Origin of the sequence: Rhizobium sp. Root483D2 (assembly GCF_001426685.1) — a bacterium.
Taxonomy (GTDB): domain Bacteria; phylum Pseudomonadota; class Alphaproteobacteria; order Rhizobiales; family Rhizobiaceae; genus Pararhizobium; species Pararhizobium qamdonense.
In genome coordinates, this window is sequence record NZ_LMFB01000039.1 from 167038 (window position 1) to 185511 (window position 18474).

The window sequence follows — 18474 nt, forward strand, 5'->3', positions numbered from 1 at the left end:
CAGGGCAAATTCGTCTCGCTCGCTGAAATTCTTGTCTGCACAACGGCGCCATAACGGCAAGAGTCACGCTTCAGCCGAGGATTGTGATCCCGGTCTAAGTGCGCGCTCGTGGTAGCGCATCTTCCAGTGGACAATATCGCGACTGCTGTTGAGCGAGACGAGGAACCAGCCAAGATAAACAGCCCCGACCGATAGACTGACAGTTGTTATCCTGATTGCTGTAAATTCCCGAAGGAGCGCCTGAGCGCCGACATCGACCTTTTCCGCGCCATCCACCTCGTATACGAACGACTCTATGGCACCTGCCGTCATGCCCATCAGGATATCTGCTAATCGCTCATCGCTGACCAGGGCTGGCAAGGTCGATGTATCGGCGCCATGAGCTTGAACGCGATGATAGTCCCAGCCAAACACAGGAATTGGCAAATTCTCGTTTTCGACCGAAGATTTGGCGTACTGACGGAGCGACACCGCCGAGGTGCCCTTCGCGATGTCACCGATCATGCCGACCACTTTCGTCCAGTCCACCGGGCGTTCGAACATCAATTGCTCCATACATGTCTACGTTGCTGTAAATGAGCCAATAACACGCTTTGACAAGAAGCCGGTTTTTCACATCGCACAAATTTGTCGCCTTTTGGCGCGAGGGAACGGAGACCAGTCGGGCCGGAGGAGGGGATTGTCCATGATGATTCACTCACCGGTGTTGCGATGTTGGGATTGATGCCATTCCGCGGACTGGTTTTTGTGATCTTCCGGACGGGTCAGCACCGATTTGTTGTCCCTCGCCTTGCTGAAAAAGACAGTACCTCAGATCTTATCTCCGAAGAGAGTTCGACCAACTGGAACTTCTATCTCCCTAGGGACTTCGTATTGACAAGCCCAAATTCCCAAGGAGATCCCAATGCTGGATCAACCAAACACAGCTGCCACCGTGCCAACAGCCAAGGATCCACATCTTCGCGACTTGGCGAATTGCATCCGGTTTCTCTCCATGGACGCGGTCCAAAAAGCCGAAAGCGGTCATCCCGGCATGCCGATGGGCATGGCGGACATCGCCACGGTATTGTTCTCCGATTTCATGAAGTTCGATCCTGAAGATCCAAAATGGTTCGACCGGGATCGTTTCCTGATCTCAAACGGCCACGGATCGATGCTGCTTTACAGCCTGCTATATCTGACCGGCTACGAAGACATGACAATCGACGAGATCAAGCGTTTCCGCCAGATCGACAGCAAGACGCCCGGTCACCCGGAATACCATTTCGCACCGGGCATCGAGACGACCACCGGCCCGCTCGGGCAAGGCTTTGCCAATTCGGTCGGACTTGCGCTTGCCGAGCGGATTATGAATGCCGAGTTTGAGGATAGCCTTGTCGATCATTATACATATGTGTTCCTTGGCGATGGCTGCCTGATGGAAGGCATCAGCCAGGAAGCGATCTCTCTTGCCGGCCACCTCAAGCTCGGAAAGCTGATCGCGTTCTTCGACAACAATTCGATCTCGATCGATGGCGCTACCAGCCTCGCCGAGTCCGACGACCAGAGCGCCAGGTTCCGGGCGTCGAACTGGCACGTTCAGGAAATCGACGGCCACGACACCGACGCAATTCGTGCAGCGATTATTGAGGCTCGGCGGATCGACGACAGACCGTCGATGATTTCCTGCAAAACGATCATCGGCTTCGGGTTTCCGACCAAAGCCGGCACGCAGAAGGCTCATAGCGACGCACCGGGCGAGGAAGAAATTGCCGGGGCACGGAAGCTACTTGGTTGGTCGGCAGAACCGTTCGAAATCCCGAGCGGCCTTCTCGAAAACTGGCGAGGGATTGGCCGTAGAGGCCGCACGGCCAGACAGCAATGGGAAGCGCGTCTGGACGCGTCATCTAAGCATTGCCCGGACTTCAAGCGGCGGATAGAGGGCGAGATGCCGGATGGTTGGCGGTCATCGATCGCGACGGCTCGGCAAGAGTTCCTCTCGGGCGAAAAGGACTTGGCGACGAGACAAGCGAGCGGCGCCGTTCTCAACCACCTCTTCAAAGCAATCCCCGAATTGCTCGGCGGTTCGGCGGATTTGACCCCGTCGAACAACACCAAGGCTAAGGATCAGGTAGAGATCAAGCCCCAATCGTACGCTGGCTCCTATTTGCATTACGGGGTGCGGGAGCACGGCATGGCTGCCGCGATGAATGGCATTGCGCTGCATGGCGGCCTCATCCCTTATGGCGGGACTTTCCTGACATTCTCCGACTATTGCCGGCCCGCCATCCGGCTTGCTGCGATGATGGAAGTCCGGACGATCTTCGTCATGACCCACGACTCCATCGGACTTGGCGAGGATGGGCCCACCCACCAGCCGGTCGAACATCTGTCGGCCCTGCGCGCTATTCCTGGCCTTGCCGTCTATCGCCCCGGTGATCCGATTGAAACAGCGGAATGCTGGGAGGCTATCCTCGATCGACCACGACAGGCAGCGTTGATCGCCCTGTCGCGTCAGCCGATGCCACTCCTGCGGCGGGAGGGCGGCTCCGCAAACCGATCAGCCAAGGGCGGTTACGTTTTTGTTGAAGCCGAAGGCGGCGAACGCCAACTGACATTGCTCGCGACTGGCTCTGAGCTACATCTGGCTGTCGAAGCGAGAGCTGAACTTCAAAAGGAAGGCATTGCAACTGCGGTCGTTTCGATGCCCTGCAGTTTGTTGTTCGAAGAGCAGGACGCAACATACAAGCGATCGGTGCTTGGTGAGACACGTGCACGCGTTGCCGTCGAGGCGGGGATGCAGGATTCGTGGGACCGGTACATCGGCGTTGATGGCGGATTTGTCGGTATGCATCGCTTCGGCGCATCCGGCAAGATCGGTGACGTCTACGCAAAGTTCGATATGACCGTCGATGCGATCGTCCGCAAAGCCAAGGCGGTGTTGAGCGATCTCGGCTTATGACATGGCGGCGGAGCTAAATCTGGAAACTCTCAGGCTTCGAGCGCGTTCACACCCGGATTACAATTCAATTTGGAGGACCACTATGGCAGACATCAGCACGACGACCATTAGGGCGAGCTTTGCAACGCGCGAAGCGGCTGAGCTAGCGATCGAGCGCCTGGTGCAGCAGCATGGGGTGTCGCGGCCGGACATCTTCGTTCAAGCCGTTGGCGAGCAGAATACTGCCGGGACAGCAGCGTCCGGAGGTGATGTCGCCCGTCCTGACGGCGCACGTGATGATGCTGCGCTCCAAGGCGAGATCGAGGTTTCGGTTGATATAACGACCAATCAGATTCCAGCCGTACAACGCAGTTTCGGGGACGCCGGCGCAACCCGCGTGTCCGGTCGCTGAAAGGGAGTGGTAATGATGACGGACGCTACCCTCGGACCAGAGAACGATCTGCGTGACATCGTCGAGGCTAAACTCGCATCCCTTGTGCTCGAACTGGAAGAAGCTAACTTCAAGATCGACGAAATCGCCTTTGCGATCGAAGACGTGCTGAAAGCTAACTGGCTCGATCAGGCAACGGCGCTGAGACGGGCGCGTGCTGAAACTCCAGAAAATTTCGTGTCCGACGGAAACGAAGGCTGAGTTGGCCTCACAGTTAAAGGATTACAATCATGGCTGCCACATTTCACGTCATCGCCCTCAGTTCACGAGACCCGGACGGACGCGACACGTTAGACGAACCGAAACTGCTTTATCCTGACGCGCTGAAGACTGCTCGGCAACTTAAGGATCAGAGCAAAGCTTTTCGCGTCGTTGCCTATGGCGAGCATTCTGCCGATCAAATGCAGGCCTTCAGTGATCTGGGTGCGCTGGAATAGCCACAGGAGCTTCGCGAAAATATTATTGCCTTCTGACCGCGGACAGGATGATCGGTGTCTTGAAGACGCTTTTTGATTGTTTCGTTCATTGCGGGTAGCTCGGCGTTTGAACCGAATTTTGAGGCAGTTGCAGAAAAAACATGCAAACGCAGCCTGATGATCGATTTGACGTATTTGAAAGCTCAACGCACCGCAGCCAGCGTTGTAAAGAGGGGCTATTTCTGGCTGTATCGGATGCCCGGCGGAGTGCAAAGCTTCTCTCAATCATTGCGAGGCAAAAGGTTTTCCAATTGATCGCGCCTTCGTTGGTATTGCACTCATCTATGTGATGAGAGTCGAAAATAACGCAGACCGATCAAGTATACAGACGGAACAAGTCGGTCTGTAGAGGGTTGGGCAACAAGAGTTCGCGGCGTATCAATCGATTAAGAAGAAGATGTTGACGACGTGGTTTCTCCGAATGCTCTCAACAGGCAATGGAAAGCCAGGCGAGCTCCGTAACTTTCCGCCTTGTCCTCTTCCCTCTGTTTTAGAGTGTTCCTTGCCAAATATCGCAATCATCGGCTCCGGGCCGACAGGAATCTACACACTGAAAGGTTTGATCGGGAGCGATACGCCGCTGTCAATCACCGTTTACGAAGCCAATGCCGACCCAGGTAAGGGCACGCCCTACCATCCTCGCGCCAATGACCGCGCAATGCTTGCAAATATCGCCAGCATTGAACTTCCTCCCGTTGGCGAGAGCTTGGTATCCTGGCTGCGCAGCAAGACCCCAGCTGAACTGGCACTGCTGGGTGTGCGTGTAGAGACGATAGGAGAGCGCGAGTTTTACCCACGCGTTGTGCTTGGAGAGTATTTCCAATCGCAGCTTCAGGGACTGCTCGCCAAGGCCATCGACCGCGGCCATGTCATCAACATCAAGGCGAACCACCGGGTGGTCGATATCGCGCTTGGCGAAGCCGATATCGCCGTCAAGGTGCAGAAAGCCGATGGGGCACAGAGCCATCAGGCATTCGATCACGTGGTAATGGCGACCGGTCACGATTGGCCTGAAACGACTGAGACGAAACCGGGCTTCTACATCTCGCCATGGCCCGCAGCAAACCTTGATACTATTGGCGATGTTTCGGTTGGAGTTCTTGGAACGTCGCTTAGCGGCATCGATGCCGTTGTGTCGGTGACAACCTCGCACGGCTCCTTCATGTTGGATGAGGCCGGCCTGCTGCAATACCACACGTCGGCGGCTGATGACTTCCATATCACCATGATGTCGCGCAAAGGGTTATTGCCGGAAGCCGACTTCTATTGCATCGTCCCCTACGTCCCGACGACAATCTTCACTGAAAGAGCCGTGGACGAGCTTATCGAGACCAAACCAGATCGACTTCTCGATGAATTATTCGACCTGTTTCGGGCACAGCTGTTCGCAGACGATCCGCAATACGCCGAACATATAGGGCTCGGTATGCTGATGGTGGAAACCGTCGCGGACGCGTATTTCGCCGATCGCGAGACATACGACCCCTTCACCTGGGCGTCTCTCAACCTCGGCGAAGCAAAAATGAATAAGGCGAGCCGCACGACGGTCGCCTGGCGCTATTCGATCCTGCGCATGCATGAAGTGCTGCTGCGTGCCGTTCCCCATTTTTGTGAGAACGATCTCAAGCGCTTTCACAAGTACTTCAAAACGCTATTCGTCGATGATTACGCCACTGTGCCGCATCAGTCCATTGAGCGCCTGCTTGCCCTGCACCGTGCTGGCCGACTATCGGTGCTCAAACTCGGATCAGAGTACAAGCTCGACAGCGACACGGTTGAGCGCGGGGCCGTTATCGACATCGGCGGGGAAAAGCACACATTTAAAGCCTTTATTGATGCCACGGGCCAACAGGCCGTGTCGGCTTGGGACGTGCCATTTCCTTCGTTAATCCGTCAAGGCGCGGTGCGCGAGGCACTGACGCAAACCACGTCATCGGCCTTGGCAGCCAAGGAAGACATGGAGATGATCGCAACAGGCGGGATCGACTTGGACAGCCAATTCCGACCCCGTTTCGAAAAGCCGCTGTGTCACAATCTATACTGTGTGTCGATTCCCTTTCTCCTCCACAAGCTGCCGTTTGTTCAAGGTATTACCAGTGCTGCGGAGCTCGGCGATATCGTCGCGTCGGCAATTCTTACTGAAATAAACGGACCATCGACGTCAGCAGGAGCGCAAATTACCAACAATTTAATGAGATCATCGGTTAGGGCAGGGCCCAAATAAGACTGTCTTATGCACTATGCAAACGGCGGTTGCGCCGACTGGTCGGCGAGAAATCGCAATAACTGCGGGGACGATCTTCGACAGCAACGGCAGGGAGCACTGGACAGCCTGCATCTCGATTGCGCGCGAGAAATCGATTAGGCTGATGGGTTTGACGTGGTCCTCACACAGGAAACACCACAGACCGCCGCAAACCACGGGACTGCCTTTCCTCGATCTCGACGGCTACCCTCGTTGTGGTCGCCGCCGGCATGGTCCCGCTCCGGCAATCCTCACTAGGGAAATGGCGCGAATGCACTTACATCAATGTCTGGAGCAATGGCCTTTACTGCCTCGAACCAAGCGTAGCGCAAGCTTCAATTGCTATTGGCCTATTCTCGCGCTGTCGGACCCTGCGCTCATTGCAGAAAAATTGGTTTAACGACAAGGGTCCACCATGATCTCCGCCATCTCGTCCAGCCAGTTCCTTGCGCCTGATGACTTGTCTCTCCTGCAAACCGTTCTTGAGGCATGGTGTTTGGAGAATTCGGTGCCCCTCGATGATCGGGCTGCTCAAGAGGTGGCGGCCGGTCTGATTCACTGGTATCAGGACAACGGTTCCGACAAAAGCGGACTTAAAGCACACATCATCGATGCAGCTTCGCTATCGCCGGAACTACAGCGCCTGGTCGAAACGCTCTCAGACGCAGAATGAATCCACCTACCGCATCGCCATCGGGCTATTATGATGCGCTCTTCATGAGCATTTTGCAGCTGTGAAGTTAAAGAGAGCAAAGCACCGGGACTCCAAGCTCCGCCGCCGGGATGCCGAAAATGCCGTCCAACAGGAATGCCAGCCGCTGAAAGGAGGACCTATTTCTTATCTGTCCTCATTCAAAGCGTCTTGAGCAATCTCAACAACGCAACGATCTCCAGTGGGGTGCCGCGCTTAAATGCGATGTAAGTCGCCATTTCCTCACCGTGGAAACGTTGCTTGAACGCAGCTTGGCCTTGTAGGTTAAAAATTTTCTCGTTGATGCGTTTGGAGCGATATGCCCTTTCAAAGGATGCGCGCCAAATACGGCTCTCAGCAAAGCCGCTTTTGCCGATGGCAGCCAATGGCGAAAGCCCGAAAGTTACGATGGTCCGGCCTTCCTCCCTGAACCGGTCGGCCGCGAACTTGGTGAGGCCGATTTCCGCATGCGGTGTCGTTCCGGTAAGCTTTCGCTTGAAGGCGGCCGTGTAACCGATGACGATGCCGTCGCGGAAGATGGGGTCAAAGTCAAGAATCGCGGTCGGCTGGCCGTCTGGATTGATGATGAGGAAACGCCGCATGTGCAGCGTGATTTGGGGAAGAAATGGGCGATTCAAAAACCGCATCTCTCGTCGCCTAACTATGCGGCCGTTGCGCCAATTTGCAGAGATTTGCTTAATCTGCTCGGCATCAGCGATTGTGCCATCGCATTCAACGATCCGATAGTTTCTTTTTAAAAGCCACTTCTCCGAATAGCGGACTGTCTCGTTTCTTTTCCCGCCGAAAGAATGGCCGGTTAACGACAGTTTTGTGTCAACGCCCATGTGGTTGATACGATATCCAAGGCCGGCCAAGACTGTCGCCGTCTCATGCCCGATCTGGACGAAGCAGGGCCGGTTCGTTAATGCTACGAAACGCCTGATATAGTCTGGTCTCAAATCGATATGTGCAACTGGATCGCCCAGGACAAAGGTGTGTCCCATCTTTGTCGCATAGGCGATATAACCCTCTGCGTCACCAAAATATTTCAAATCCGGCTGAACTGCTGTCGAGTAAGCAAGTGAAAAGTCGCCATATTGACGACAGAGTTCAAGCTTGGTCGCTTCGTCGGGAGCAAACGCGGCGGTCTTTGGAAGGCTCGCATCTAGGAGCGCGTCCAGCATTTTACGGAGGCTTATCATGCACTGCTGTTCCCGTAAGACCAAAGTTCGTGTATTTGCGTTGCACAGCAAACGAACCCTGATGCCGCGCGGTCCTTTTATTGTATCATTGACAGCTAACAAACGGTTTGAACAGCCGTGGCCTCGACGCTGTGTGGAATGACATGAATTTGGACGACAAAATACATGACGCGGTTGTGATCGGGGCTGGGCTGGCTGGTTTGACGACCGCTTTAATGCTCAAGAAACGAGGGTTGGATCCGCTTTTGCTCGATAAAGATCAGCAAGTGGGCGCTTCTTGGTCGCGACGGCACCCACGTCTCACGCTTAACACCCATCGTGATCTCTCGTCGCTACCAGGATTGAGGTATCCGCCAGGCACGGCTGCATTTCCGAAAAGAGATGACGTTGTATCGCATATAGAGGAGTTTGCCCGCCTACATGCTTTCAAGATCAGCTTTAGCGTCGAGGTTATCTCGATCACCCAGTCCAGCGGCCACTTTAGAATTAAGACCAGTCTCGGAGAAATCTCCGCCAAGAACGTCGTCATGGCCACAGGCAGAGATGTGCAGCCGGTCATTCCTGCATGGAAGGGTCTCGAACTCTACCGAGGGAAGGTTATTCATGCCGCAAATTTCGGGGATGCTCGAGAGTACGCCAGCTGCAGCATCCTGGTTATCGGAGGCGGCAACTCAGGTTTCGATATTCTCAATCACCTGAGCCGCGTGGACACCGGGCCGCTGTGGTTTTCGGTGCGGCGCGGACCCTCGATCCTCCCAAGGCGGTTCGGACGTTTCGCGGTTCACCGTCTCTCACCGGTCATGGCGCGACTGCCGACTGTTGTTGTGGATCAATTCATCGCGTTAACCCAATTTATTGCGTTCGGCAAGCTCCAGCTGCTCGGCTTCCCACCAAGCAAAGCCGACGCTGCGACAAGGCTTCAACGCGAACATGTCGCCATCCCGGTTGATGATGGAACAGTAGCGGCGATACGAAAAGGTAGAGTAACCGTCGTGCCGGAGGTAATTGAATTCAAATCACATGGAGTTGTGCTCGCCAATGGAAGTGAAGTTAGACCCGATATCGTCATCGCTGCTTCAGGCTACGGATCAATGCTTCCCTCTTTGCTCGGTTCGCTTCCGGTCTTGGGTGACAATGGATCGCCGCCCAACCTTAAAGGCAAGGTGGTTGGGGACGTTGCAGGCTTATGGTTTACGGGTATGACGCCGACACTGACCAGTTTTTTCATGCAAACCAGGCGGGAGGCGGTTCTTATCGCGAATGGTATCGCCTCATCGATACGTGTGTTCAGTTGAAGGTCAAAGGTAACATGCACCAGCCGCTGCGAGACGTTTGCAGGAAACCTTCTCCCTGCGCTTGGGGGAAGCTTATTTCATCAAACCGGCTGCACGCAACGCATCCTCAATCGTCTTTTGAATCCGGTTCGTTGGGCCGGACGGCGACGCTGGCGTGGTAATAGATATGGACGGACTGGGTTGATCCAAATGGAGATCTTGCTCCTTTCGTCTGTCGAACGATGCGACCAATCCCCAGGACCGGGCGATACGGAGGGTAGAGGAAATCCCGACATCGAGCATATAGGGCGCACTCTTACCATAACCGGACCTCGGATCGATTGGTGTGCCATGTCCCATCTCATTAATGCTGTAATGCTCGATAACATCCCTTCCGTCGGACGATTTCCATGCTTGACGGATATGGCCATCAACCGTCTCGATGAGATCGGCCTTCTGAGGCACCTCATGAACGCCGCGCCATTGATCAATTATGGACCCCGCATTGGACGGAACGACGGTTACGTCCCGCGTCCCTTGCCATACCGAAATCGCCGGCCATGGCCCCTTATGCACTGATGCGTTGCGCAGAAGAGATTGCAGCGTCTTTGCGTCGGGAGTGCCATGACCCCGCATCCGGTCAAACGCCTCTGGAATTGTTGTTGCCGTGCCATATGGAAGGCCCGCGATTATTGCGCCTCCGGCGAACACTTCGGGGTATGTTGCGAGCATCACGTTCGCCATGGCACCGCCTGCTGACAAGCCGGTGATGAAAATTCGGCTGCGGTCGATATTGTAGCGGAGCGCAGCAGCCTCGATCATCTGGCGGATCGATGCGGCTTCTCCCCGATCGCGCCCGGTGTCGCCAGGGACAAACCAATTGAAGCAGGTGTTGGCATTGTTGCTCCGGGTCTGTTGAGGGAACAAAACCGCAAAGCCGTAGTCGTCTGCCAGTCGTGACCATCCAGAGCCATGATCGTAGACGCTGGCAGTCTGGGTACATCCATGAAGGACGACGACAAGTGCGGATTGGGGCTGCAATCTCGCTGGAATGTGTGCAAGCGCCTCCAATCCACCAGGGTCGGCGCCGAAAGGCCCAATGTCCGCCAATACGTGGTCAGGGACGTGTGTTTGGCCATGTGACCCGCGCAATTTACTTAACCGTGCGATTGTATCGGAAATGGATCGCATCTTAGGTCTCCCTCGCGGCTGGGGACGACTGCCACGTGTCTGCTCAACGCGGGATAGGCCAGATTGTTGCTGCACTGCACAAGAATATTGTAAGAGCGTTCTCGCATTCTTTCGGTCGTTAAATGCTGTACCGGCCCAACGCCTTGAATCGCCTGGCGATATCGTCATAGATGTACTGTTTAGCGAAACAATAGCGACAGGAGGGATCAATGGTTTGTCATCAGCAACTCGGACCTTTACGCAAGCCTCCCTTTTGCACTTCGACAGGGCTTCAGCGCGGACGGTCAATAAGTTCCATGAGAGGATCCACCGCCAAAACGGTGGATCCAAGGAATTGGTCGTTCAGCCTTCGGCTTTCTGATTGACAACAGATGTCGCGATGGAGGTCAGCGCCAGATCGGTGGCCTGCTCTTCATCGAGGGTCGTCTGAAGCAGTCCTGCGGCATCGTTCAAGCCCAACTCAAGCGCCCAGGTTCGGAGAGTGCCGTATCGCGACATCTCATAGTGTTCGACCGCTTGAGCTGCGGCGAGAAGGCCCGCATCCAGGGCAGGGGAGCCTTCGTATTCCTCCATGATTTCCGCGCCTTCGTCTGTGATGCCGAGAATTGCGTCACACGTCTTGGCTTCCAGCTCCTCACCGATGATCTCAAAGACCTGCTCGAGGCGCTCGACATGAACCTTTGTTTCAGCAAGGTGTTTTGTGAAAGCGTCCTTGAGCTGCACACTTGTGGCAGCCTCTTCCATTTTGGGAAGCGTCTCAACAATCTTCTGTTCGGCGAAGTAAACGTCTTTAAGGGTGTCCAGAAATAGATCTCGGAGTTTTTTTGCTTCGGCCACTGGAATTTCCGTTCTTTGGTTGAGGCCACCGGCACAATGCGAGCGGCTGGTAATTGCAAGATGTCGCGAGCAGAAACATCGAATATCCAAGAAACCTTGTTGCGGGCGGCGCTTGCCGATGATGCAGCCCCCACCCTGGATCATGGAAGAGGTTGATTGGTACAGGAGCCGTCTTGACCTTGGTTCCTCGCGCTCACGTGTTTGTGATGCATCTGAACTGAAAGTCAGCGCATTGGTTCCATCGAAGCTTTACAGCTTCCGCGGCTGCGGCCAAGCAAGCGCTAATCCATCACGGATCCTCGGAGGCACAGGCGTCGGTCTTGCCACAGGTTTCCTTGATAGAGTGAGGGCTGAGATCGCAGCCATTGGCCCTTTGGCAATGCCGGAACTACATGCGGCAAGTCTGGGGCTAAGGGCAGGGATTGTCGGGGTAGCGGACTTGGCGATCACAAAAAAGTGAAAATACTCGAATGAAAACAATACTTTAGCTGAATTGAGTGAGAGGGCCAACGGTTCAATCCCGTCAAAGCAGCTGCGGCTTTAGCCGATAGCCAATAAAACAGAATGTCAGACTACGGCTTCACCACCATCAACCACCAAGATTTGGCCGGTCATGTAGGATGAACGGTTCGACACAAGAAAGAGGATCGACTCGGCTATTTCATCGACCTGGGCCCATCGTCCCATCGGCACTCTTTCGCGCACGTAGGCTTCGATCGCATCGCGCCCGCCCATCTGGGCGATGAAGGGGCCGTTGAATGGCGTATCGACCCAGCCAGGGCAGAGCGCGTTCACACGGATGCCGAACCGCGCGTAGTCGCCAGCCATCTGCCGGGTCATGGCGATGACGGCGTGCTTGGTGGTTGTGTACGCAATCATCTCGCGGTCGTAGAGCACACCTGAGGAGGAGGATGTATTTAGGATGACGCCGGAGCCTTGCGCCCTCATCGCCGGCATAGCGAAGCGGGCGGCCATGAAGTGGGCCCGGACATTCAAGCACCAGGACCGATCGAAACCGTCAACTTCGACCTGTTCCAGGTCGCCGGCAATCTGCGCACCGGCATGATTGTGAAGAATGTCGATGTGGCCATGGCGCCGCAGCACGGCGCCAATGCCGGCCTCCAGCGATATGTCGTCGGTGACGTCTAGGATCAGGCTCTCGGCGCTGCCGCCGGCGTCGCGGATCATCGATACCGTCTCGGCGGCACCCGGAGCACTACGGTCAGCAACGGCAACGTGGGCGCCTTCCCTGGCCATGATGATCGCACCTGCCCGGCCGATGCCGGAGCCGGCGCCGGTGACGATGGCCACCCGGTCTTTCAAGATCATGGTCTACTCCCCGGCCTGCGCTTTTGTTGTCTTGTCCCGCATCAGCACACGGGCAATGAGGATGAGCAGAAGTGAGGCGACCAGCACCATTGTGGCGATCGCGTTGATTTCCGGCGTCACGCCACGGCGGATCGATGCGAAGACATAGATCGGCAGCGTTGTCTTCGAGCCGGCGACGAAGAAGGCGACGATGAAATCGTCGAACGAGAAGGTGAAGGCGAGCAGAAAGCCGGCGAGGATCGAAGGCAGGATCTGCGGCAGCACGATCTGGCGGAACGTGGTGAAGGGCGTGGCATAGAGATCACTTGAGGCCTCGACGATATCGTGGCCGAGACTGGCAATGCGGGCCTTCACGATCATGGTAACGAGCGCCAGCGAGAACAGGCCATGCGCTGCGATAATCGAGCCATAGCCGAGGCCGAATTGCGGTGGCTTTTCGCCGGGCCAAATCGAAACCAATGCCGGATTGAGGAAGGAGAAGACCTCAACCAGCGCCACCAGCGTGGCAATGCCGATGACGACGCCGGGAACAACAATGGCTGCGGCAAACAACCCGTCGAAGACGGCGCGAACACGGCTGCTCAGTCGCTGCATGCCGAGCGCTGCCATCGTGCCGAAAACCGCTGCCAGCACCGCGCTTGTGAAGGCTATCATCAGGCTGTTTTGCAGGGCGGTGATCAGGAACGTGTTCCCGAGTGCCTTGCCGTACCAGATGGTCGAGAAGCCGGTGAACTCACTGGCATTGCGGCCGGCGTTGAACGAGAATAGCACCACTAGCGCGATCGGCGCGTAGAGGAAGAGGTAGACGAAGGTAACGAGCGCGCGCATCAGACGAGATCCACCTGTCTGGAGCCGGAGACTTTCCAGGCGATGCGCATGGCAACACTGAGGACGATGACCACCACGACGACCAGCGTCACCGCGATCGCCGAACCGAACGGCCAGTTGCGCGATTGCAGAAAGAGATCGACCAACGCATTGCCGATGAAGAACACCTTGCCGCCGCCAAGAAGCTGCGGGATCAGGTACTCGCCAAGCAGGAGAATGGTCACCAGCGCCACGCCGGTCATGACGCCGGGAAGCGAAAGCGGCAGGGTGACACTCAGAAAGGTCGAGACCGGCTTGGCGCCGAGATCGGCGGAGGCTTCGAGCAGCCGGCGGTCGAGCTTTTCGAGGCTGACATAGATCGGCATAATCATCAGCGGCAGGTAGCCATAAACGATGCCTAGCAGCACGGCGCCGGGCGTGTTGAGCAAGCGTACATCCTCGATGCCGATCATGCCAAGCAGATTGGGGATGCCGCGCGAGCCAAGGATATACATCCAGGCATAGGTGCGCACGAGCAGGCTTGTCCAGAAGGGAACGACCGACAGAGAGACGAGCACGAGCCGGTATTTCGGATTGGATTTGATCGCCAGATAATAGGCGACGGGATAGGCAACGATCAGGCAGAGAAAGGCACCGACCGGCGCGATCATCAGGGTGTTCCAGAACGCGGCCGCGCGGGAGGGAAGATTGACGAACTGGGCAAAGGTGAATGCCGCCCGATAGCCGCCCTCCGGCGCCCGCTCGCCAAAGGCGAAGACCACCATGGCCATGAACGGCAGGACGAGAAAGACAAACAGCCACAGGCCGGCCGGCGCTACCAGCGCGGCGGTCGTCAGCTGTCGTTTTCTTTCCGGGGTTAGGGCCATGGCGTTTTTCGACTTTCGGGATGTGTCTTTGGTGTCGGTTATATGAATTGGATGTCAGCTGCGAACTGCCACTTCTCGCCAGTAGGGAGAAGTGCAGAACGCAGGGATTCGATGAGGGGCGACGGTGTAGCCGGAGCCACGCTTCGTGTTTAGATAGTGGCCTTATCCCCGCTGGGGAGAAGAGAAATCAAGCCGACTTGAAGCGGGCCATCACTTCCGCGCGGGCCGGGTCGGTCAGTGTAACGGCAGCGCCGAATTCAAGCTTGGTCAGCGACGCTTCGTCCGGATAAACGATCTTGTTCGACGTGACGTCGCCCGGCAGCAGGGCGAGCACGCGGCTGTCGGTCGTCGGCGCGCCGTTGGCGATGTGCTCCTTGACGGCATTTGCCGGCGTCATCAGGTAGTCGAGCAGGGCGTAGCCCGCCGGCTTGTTGGCGGCGCTCTTCGGGATGGCGTAAAAATCGGTCCAGATCTCGCCGCCGTCGGTGCCGAGGATATAGGCGATCTCCGGCATGTCGCGGTTGAGCTGAGCACCGTCATTGGTCCAGCACATAGTCATCCACGCGTCGGCCGCGCGCATGCCGGGCTGGTAGTCGCTACTGATGCCGTAGAGATGCGGCTTGACTTTGATCAGCAGTTCCTCGGCTTTGGCCAGTTCCTCCGGCTTGATCGAGTTGAAGGAATAGCCAAGCGAGACGAGCGCGCTGCCGATCGTGGTCAGCTGGTAGTCGTGGACCATGGCGCGGTTGTCAGCTTCCGTCATGGCAACTTCGAAGAAGTCCTTCCAAGAGGTGATCTTGGTCTTGATCTTAGAAGTATTGACGGCCATGCCGGTCGTGCCCCAGTTCTTCGGCAGGGCATAGGTCGTGCCCTCGACGGCGCCTTCGGAGGTGAAGCGGACGGATTCCGAGGCCTGTGAAAAGGCCGGCAGCTTCGACATGTCGAGTGGGTCGATCAGGCCGAGTTTGACATAGGTCGAGATAGTATAGTTGGTCGGGACGAACAGGTCCCAGCCGGTGCCGCCGGCTTGAAGCTTGGCGAGCATTTCCTCGTTCGAGCCGAATACGTTGACTTCGATAGCAACGCCAGTCGCAGCCGTGAAGGCCTCGAAGGTTGCCGGGTCGTGGTAGTTCGGCCAGGTGGCGAGCGACATGGTCGTGCCGAGGTCTTCGGCATAGGCGGCGGAATTGAACAAACCAGGCTGGCGGGCCAGCACCGTAGCCGCAAGGCCAAGGCCAGTGACGCCGAGGAAGTGGCGGCGGGTAACCGAGCCGCGCTTCAGGCGCATCCATTCATCGGTGAGGATTTCGGCAGTGATCGGGGCATTTTCTCTGTACCACTTTGTCATGACTGTGTTCCCTTTTTTGTCTTGACGTGTACGGCCGTTCCTCAGGCCGGAAAAACATGCACTTTGCCGGGGTCGAAAGTGAGCACGACCCGTTCGCCCGGTTCGACGAGGTCGCTTTCCTGCACGCTGCGCCGGTCGGCCGTGACGAGGAATTCGCCAATGCCATCGACGCTGATCTGGTATTCGGCAGTGGAGCCGAGGAAGATGCGGTGGGTGACGGTGCCGGTAAGCGTACCGTCGGCCTTGCCCGCCTGTCGTGTCAGTCCGATCGCTTCCGGGCGTAGCGCCACGGTCGCAACGCCCGGCTTCAGGCCGGATCCAGCCTGAAGCGCCATACCGTTCGACAGACGCAGCGTCGCTCCATCAGCATCGATCGTCGCCATGATGCGGTTGGTCTTGCCTACGAAATCGGCGACGAAGAGATCGGAAGGCTTGTCGTAGACGTCCTGCGGCTTGGCCATCTGTACGATGCGGCCAGCATTCATCACACAGACCATGTCGCTCATCGACAGCGCCTCTTCCTGGTCGTGGGTGACGAGCACGAAGGTAATGCCGAGTTCGCGCTGCAAGGTCTGGAGCTCGATTTGCATGGCGGTGCGAAGCTTCTTGTCGAGAGCCGCCAGAGGTTCGTCGAGCAGGAGCACCGACGGCTTGTTGACAATGGCGCGGGCGAGCGCCACGCGCTGCTGCTGGCCACCAGACATTTCATGGATGCGGCGTTTCTCGAAGCCACCGAGGCGCACCATCTCGAGCGCTTCTCGCGCCCGGGTGGAAATCTCGGATGCGGCCAGCTTCGGCCGCGCCTGTTTCAGGCCATAGGCGACGTTCTGCTCGACGTCGAAATGGGGAAAGAGCGCGTAGTGCTGGAACACCATGTTGACGGCGCGACGGTAGGGCGGCACGCCGTTCATCTCGCGACCGTCGATCAGCACGGTGCCATCGCTTGGTTGCTCGAAGCCGCCGATCATTCGAAGGCACGTCGTCTTGCCGCAGCCGGAAGGACCAAGCAGCGCTACAAACGCGCCCTTGGGCACGGCCAGATTGATGTCCGATACGGCGGTCACGCTGCCATAGCGCTTTGTGACCGAACGGAACTCGATGTCGTTCGCTGAAGCGGATGTCACGTCTTAATTCCCTGCGGTTGTTTTTTAGAATACCGGACAATCCTGCGACTGCCCCGTTTCTCACCGTCTGTCATCAACCTATTCAAGCTGGCTGTTTACGGTATATACCCCGAAAGGGGTATTTCAAGACGTTTGCTGCTCTGGAAGGTGTATACCCAATAAGCAACTGCCGCACTTTTTTTGCAAAGCTGGACTTGAATACATGGGCATTGATCTGGAAGCATTGTTCAGGACGATCGGTCCGATTATCGGCAATACCGGCACCGGCGACGAAGAGGCCGGCGGCGTTTTCTGTTCGCTGATGCGGTCCTTGGTGACGTTCGATTATGCCGTAATCTTCGCCTACCGGGAGAAGGAGCGGCCGATCAACGTCTACAGCACGTTCACGCCGGAAGAGCATGTTGTTTTCGTCAGCCTTTACCAGGCCGGGCCGTTCCTGCTCGACCCGTTCTATCACGCCGCCCGGGAGCCGAAGCCGGGCGTCTGGCGCATGCGCGAACTTGCCCCGGATCGCTTCTTTTCGAGCGAGTATTTCCGCAGCTACTACACGCAGACGGGGCTGGCGGAGGAAATCGGCTTTTTCATTGCTTTGGAGGATGGAATCACGGTCGTGCTGTCCTTAATGCGCGGGGAAAAATCGGGCGTGTTTTCCGGCGCCGAATTCGCGCTTTTGAAAAAGGCCGAGCCGATGGTGGCCGGGCTCGTCCATCACGCCTGGCCGAAACTCGGGCGACGGTTCGACGCGGCACTGGCAAAGCGTAAGAACGGCGGACGAAAATCGGCGCATCCGGCAGCTGACCGGGTCTGGCGCAATCTTAATCTAACGGAGCGTGAAGCCTCGATCATCGAGCTTGTGCTGCAAGGCCATTCATCGGAATCGATAGGTCTGCGGCTCGGCATATCCACCGGAACCGTAAAGGTTCACCGCCGCAACGTTTACCGCAAGCTCGGCATATCATCGCAGACCCAGTTATTGTCGATCTATCTGAAGAACCTGAGGCAGTAGGCGATGCTAATTTTCACTTTCACCCATCGGAGATCTCAGCCCAGCCCAGGACGTGTGCCCGCTCCACTCTGGGTCAATGGCGGCGTTGCCGGCTTGCTGTCGCCGCCTTCTGGTCGGGCGAGCGACTATTGTTTCAGAACGAAAGAACGATATGCGGCCGGATGACTACGAAAAATTGGGCCGGTCGGGCGCCGGTTCGAGTCCTATCAAGGCGTAAAAAGCTTCTAACCAGCTTCTGAAATCTGTCCGTCCACTGGCGCTGAAATCGCCGCGAAGGTGCAATAGGTAGTGTCGCCTATCGATATTTGCTGGTGGCTGATGCGTTCCGGTCAGTATTCATAAAGGCGAGTGATTCTTTACAAGCTTGACGCTGACAAGGACCTCCCGCGGCGGCTGTTTGCGCCAGACTTCCTGGAAGCTCTCGACAACGTTGTCGCTGGATACGGTTAGGCCTGGGAGGGCGACCCAGTTCGGTGTCTGCCTTCCCGGAAGGACCAGCACACAGGTATGTGCCACGCGACACCCTGCAGCTAGGGCTGTTGAGCACCCATCTTGTTTCGCGCCCTCTCGCTGGTTATACTGTTTTTGAGAAACAGTATAACTCGGAGTCGAGTTGATGAAACCCATCGACCTCATGTACCAGACGATGCTCGCCGAGCTCGGCCAGCGTTCGCTCGACGCCGCGT

The 18474-nt window shown here is 56.8% G+C and carries 17 protein-coding genes; 8 read left to right on the top strand and 9 right to left on the bottom strand.

Annotated features, from left to right (window positions below):
• Positions 1–63 precede the first annotated feature (63 nt).
• Complete coding sequence (locus ASD32_RS24610) at positions 64–543, bottom strand: hypothetical protein (protein ID WP_060640664.1); 480 nt, start codon at positions 541–543, stop codon at positions 64–66.
• 361 nt (positions 544–904) lie between these two features.
• Here ASD32_RS24610 and tkt point away from each other — a divergent pair, with 361 nt between their 5' ends.
• The 6 genes from tkt to ASD32_RS24640 all read left to right on the top strand — a co-directional run bounded on the left by tkt (position 905) and on the right by ASD32_RS24640 (position 6765).
• Positions 905–2941 (top strand): transketolase, encoded by a 2037-nt coding sequence (tkt, locus tag ASD32_RS24615; protein WP_060640665.1) that lies wholly within the window; start codon positions 905–907, stop codon positions 2939–2941.
• An 82-nt stretch (positions 2942–3023) separates the two neighbouring features.
• Positions 3024–3332, top strand: coding sequence for a hypothetical protein (locus ASD32_RS24620; RefSeq protein ID WP_060640666.1), 309 nt, complete (start codon positions 3024–3026; stop codon positions 3330–3332).
• 12 nt (positions 3333–3344) lie between these two features.
• Positions 3345–3572 carry a hypothetical protein gene (locus ASD32_RS24625; RefSeq protein ID WP_244490260.1) on the top strand — a complete coding sequence of 76 codons (228 nt, stop codon included), beginning with the start codon at positions 3345–3347 and terminating at the stop codon, positions 3570–3572.
• Positions 3573–3601: 29 nt separating this feature from the next.
• Positions 3602–3808 carry a hypothetical protein gene (locus ASD32_RS24630; RefSeq protein WP_060640667.1) on the top strand — a complete coding sequence of 69 codons (207 nt, stop codon included), beginning with the start codon at positions 3602–3604 and terminating at the stop codon, positions 3806–3808.
• Between the two features lie 541 nt (positions 3809–4349).
• Positions 4350–6071 (top strand): FAD/NAD(P)-binding protein, encoded by a 1722-nt coding sequence (locus ASD32_RS24635; RefSeq protein WP_060640697.1) that lies wholly within the window; start codon positions 4350–4352, stop codon positions 6069–6071.
• Between the two features lie 436 nt (positions 6072–6507).
• Complete coding sequence (locus tag ASD32_RS24640; protein ID WP_060640668.1) at positions 6508–6765, top strand: hypothetical protein; 258 nt, start codon at positions 6508–6510, stop codon at positions 6763–6765.
• A 179-nt stretch (positions 6766–6944) separates the two neighbouring features.
• On the opposite strand, the gene ASD32_RS24645 is transcribed toward ASD32_RS24640, so the two are convergent.
• The gene (locus ASD32_RS24645; RefSeq protein ID WP_060640669.1) at positions 6945–7985 is read right to left on the bottom strand and encodes a phosphatidylglycerol lysyltransferase domain-containing protein; all 1041 of its coding nucleotides are present in this window, start codon (positions 7983–7985) and stop codon (positions 6945–6947) included.
• 143 nt (positions 7986–8128) lie between these two features.
• Here ASD32_RS24645 and ASD32_RS24650 point away from each other — a divergent pair, with 143 nt between their 5' ends.
• Positions 8129–9280 carry an NAD(P)/FAD-dependent oxidoreductase gene (locus tag ASD32_RS24650; protein ID WP_060640670.1) on the top strand — a complete coding sequence of 384 codons (1152 nt, stop codon included), beginning with the start codon at positions 8129–8131 and terminating at the stop codon, positions 9278–9280.
• Positions 9281–9352: 72 nt separating this feature from the next.
• Here ASD32_RS24650 and ASD32_RS24655 read toward each other — a convergent pair whose 3' ends face one another.
• From ASD32_RS24655 to ASD32_RS24685, 7 genes are all read right to left on the bottom strand, one after another.
• A complete protein-coding gene (locus tag ASD32_RS24655) occupies positions 9353–10450 on the bottom strand; it encodes a PHB depolymerase family esterase (RefSeq protein ID WP_060640671.1) in 1098 nt (365 codons plus the stop codon).
• A 342-nt stretch (positions 10451–10792) separates the two neighbouring features.
• On the bottom strand, positions 10793–11287 hold the full coding sequence (locus tag ASD32_RS24660) for a DUF892 family protein (protein WP_060640672.1): 495 nt from the start codon (positions 11285–11287) through the stop codon (positions 10793–10795).
• Between the two features lie 567 nt (positions 11288–11854).
• Entirely contained in the window at positions 11855–12616 is a 762-nt protein-coding gene (locus ASD32_RS24665) for an SDR family oxidoreductase (protein WP_060640673.1), read from the bottom strand.
• A gap of 3 nt (positions 12617–12619) precedes the next feature.
• Positions 12620–13444: an ABC transporter permease gene (locus tag ASD32_RS24670; RefSeq protein ID WP_060640674.1), complete on the bottom strand. Its 825-nt coding sequence runs from the start codon at positions 13442–13444 to the stop codon at positions 12620–12622.
• On the bottom strand, positions 13444–14310 hold the full coding sequence (locus ASD32_RS24675) for an ABC transporter permease (protein WP_060640675.1): 867 nt from the start codon (positions 14308–14310) through the stop codon (positions 13444–13446). The genes ASD32_RS24670 and ASD32_RS24675 overlap by 1 nt, the downstream gene beginning before the upstream one ends.
• Before the next feature lie 187 nt (positions 14311–14497).
• Complete coding sequence (locus tag ASD32_RS24680; protein ID WP_060640676.1) at positions 14498–15658, bottom strand: spermidine/putrescine ABC transporter substrate-binding protein; 1161 nt, start codon at positions 15656–15658, stop codon at positions 14498–14500.
• A gap of 41 nt (positions 15659–15699) precedes the next feature.
• The gene (locus ASD32_RS24685; protein ID WP_060640677.1) at positions 15700–16782 is read right to left on the bottom strand and encodes an ABC transporter ATP-binding protein; all 1083 of its coding nucleotides are present in this window, start codon (positions 16780–16782) and stop codon (positions 15700–15702) included.
• A 202-nt stretch (positions 16783–16984) separates the two neighbouring features.
• On the opposite strand from ASD32_RS24685, the gene ASD32_RS24690 reads away from it, so the two are divergent.
• Complete coding sequence (locus tag ASD32_RS24690; RefSeq protein ID WP_060640678.1) at positions 16985–17788, top strand: LuxR C-terminal-related transcriptional regulator; 804 nt, start codon at positions 16985–16987, stop codon at positions 17786–17788.
• The last annotated feature ends 686 nt before the right edge of the window (positions 17789–18474 follow it).

Excerpts from the sequence above, each read along its gene's own strand:
- ASD32_RS24610 (WP_060640664.1), bottom strand. The coding sequence starts at position 543 with ATGTTCGAACGCCCGGTGGACTGGACGAAAGTGGTCGGCATGATCGGT.
- ASD32_RS24620 (WP_060640666.1), top strand. The coding sequence starts at position 3,024 with ATGGCAGACATCAGCACGACGACCATTAGGGCGAGCTTTGCAACGCGC.
- ASD32_RS24650 (WP_060640670.1), top strand. The coding sequence starts at position 8,129 with ATGAATTTGGACGACAAAATACATGACGCGGTTGTGATCGGGGCTGGG.
- ASD32_RS24680 (WP_060640676.1), bottom strand. The coding sequence starts at position 15,658 with ATGACAAAGTGGTACAGAGAAAATGCCCCGATCACTGCCGAAATCCTC.
- ASD32_RS24665 (WP_060640673.1), bottom strand. The coding sequence starts at position 12,616 with ATGATCTTGAAAGACCGGGTGGCCATCGTCACCGGCGCCGGCTCCGGC.
- ASD32_RS24640 (WP_060640668.1), top strand. The coding sequence starts at position 6,508 with ATGATCTCCGCCATCTCGTCCAGCCAGTTCCTTGCGCCTGATGACTTG.
- ASD32_RS24675 (WP_060640675.1), bottom strand. The coding sequence starts at position 14,310 with ATGGCCCTAACCCCGGAAAGAAAACGACAGCTGACGACCGCCGCGCTG.
- tkt (WP_060640665.1), top strand. The coding sequence starts at position 905 with ATGCTGGATCAACCAAACACAGCTGCCACCGTGCCAACAGCCAAGGAT.
- ASD32_RS24625 (WP_244490260.1), top strand. The coding sequence starts at position 3,345 with ATGATGACGGACGCTACCCTCGGACCAGAGAACGATCTGCGTGACATC.
- ASD32_RS24655 (WP_060640671.1), bottom strand. The coding sequence starts at position 10,450 with ATGCGATCCATTTCCGATACAATCGCACGGTTAAGTAAATTGCGCGGG.
- ASD32_RS24670 (WP_060640674.1), bottom strand. The coding sequence starts at position 13,444 with ATGCGCGCGCTCGTTACCTTCGTCTACCTCTTCCTCTACGCGCCGATC.
- ASD32_RS24630 (WP_060640667.1), top strand. The coding sequence starts at position 3,602 with ATGGCTGCCACATTTCACGTCATCGCCCTCAGTTCACGAGACCCGGAC.
- ASD32_RS24645 (WP_060640669.1), bottom strand. The coding sequence starts at position 7,985 with ATGATAAGCCTCCGTAAAATGCTGGACGCGCTCCTAGATGCGAGCCTT.
- ASD32_RS24690 (WP_060640678.1), top strand. The coding sequence starts at position 16,985 with ATGGGCATTGATCTGGAAGCATTGTTCAGGACGATCGGTCCGATTATC.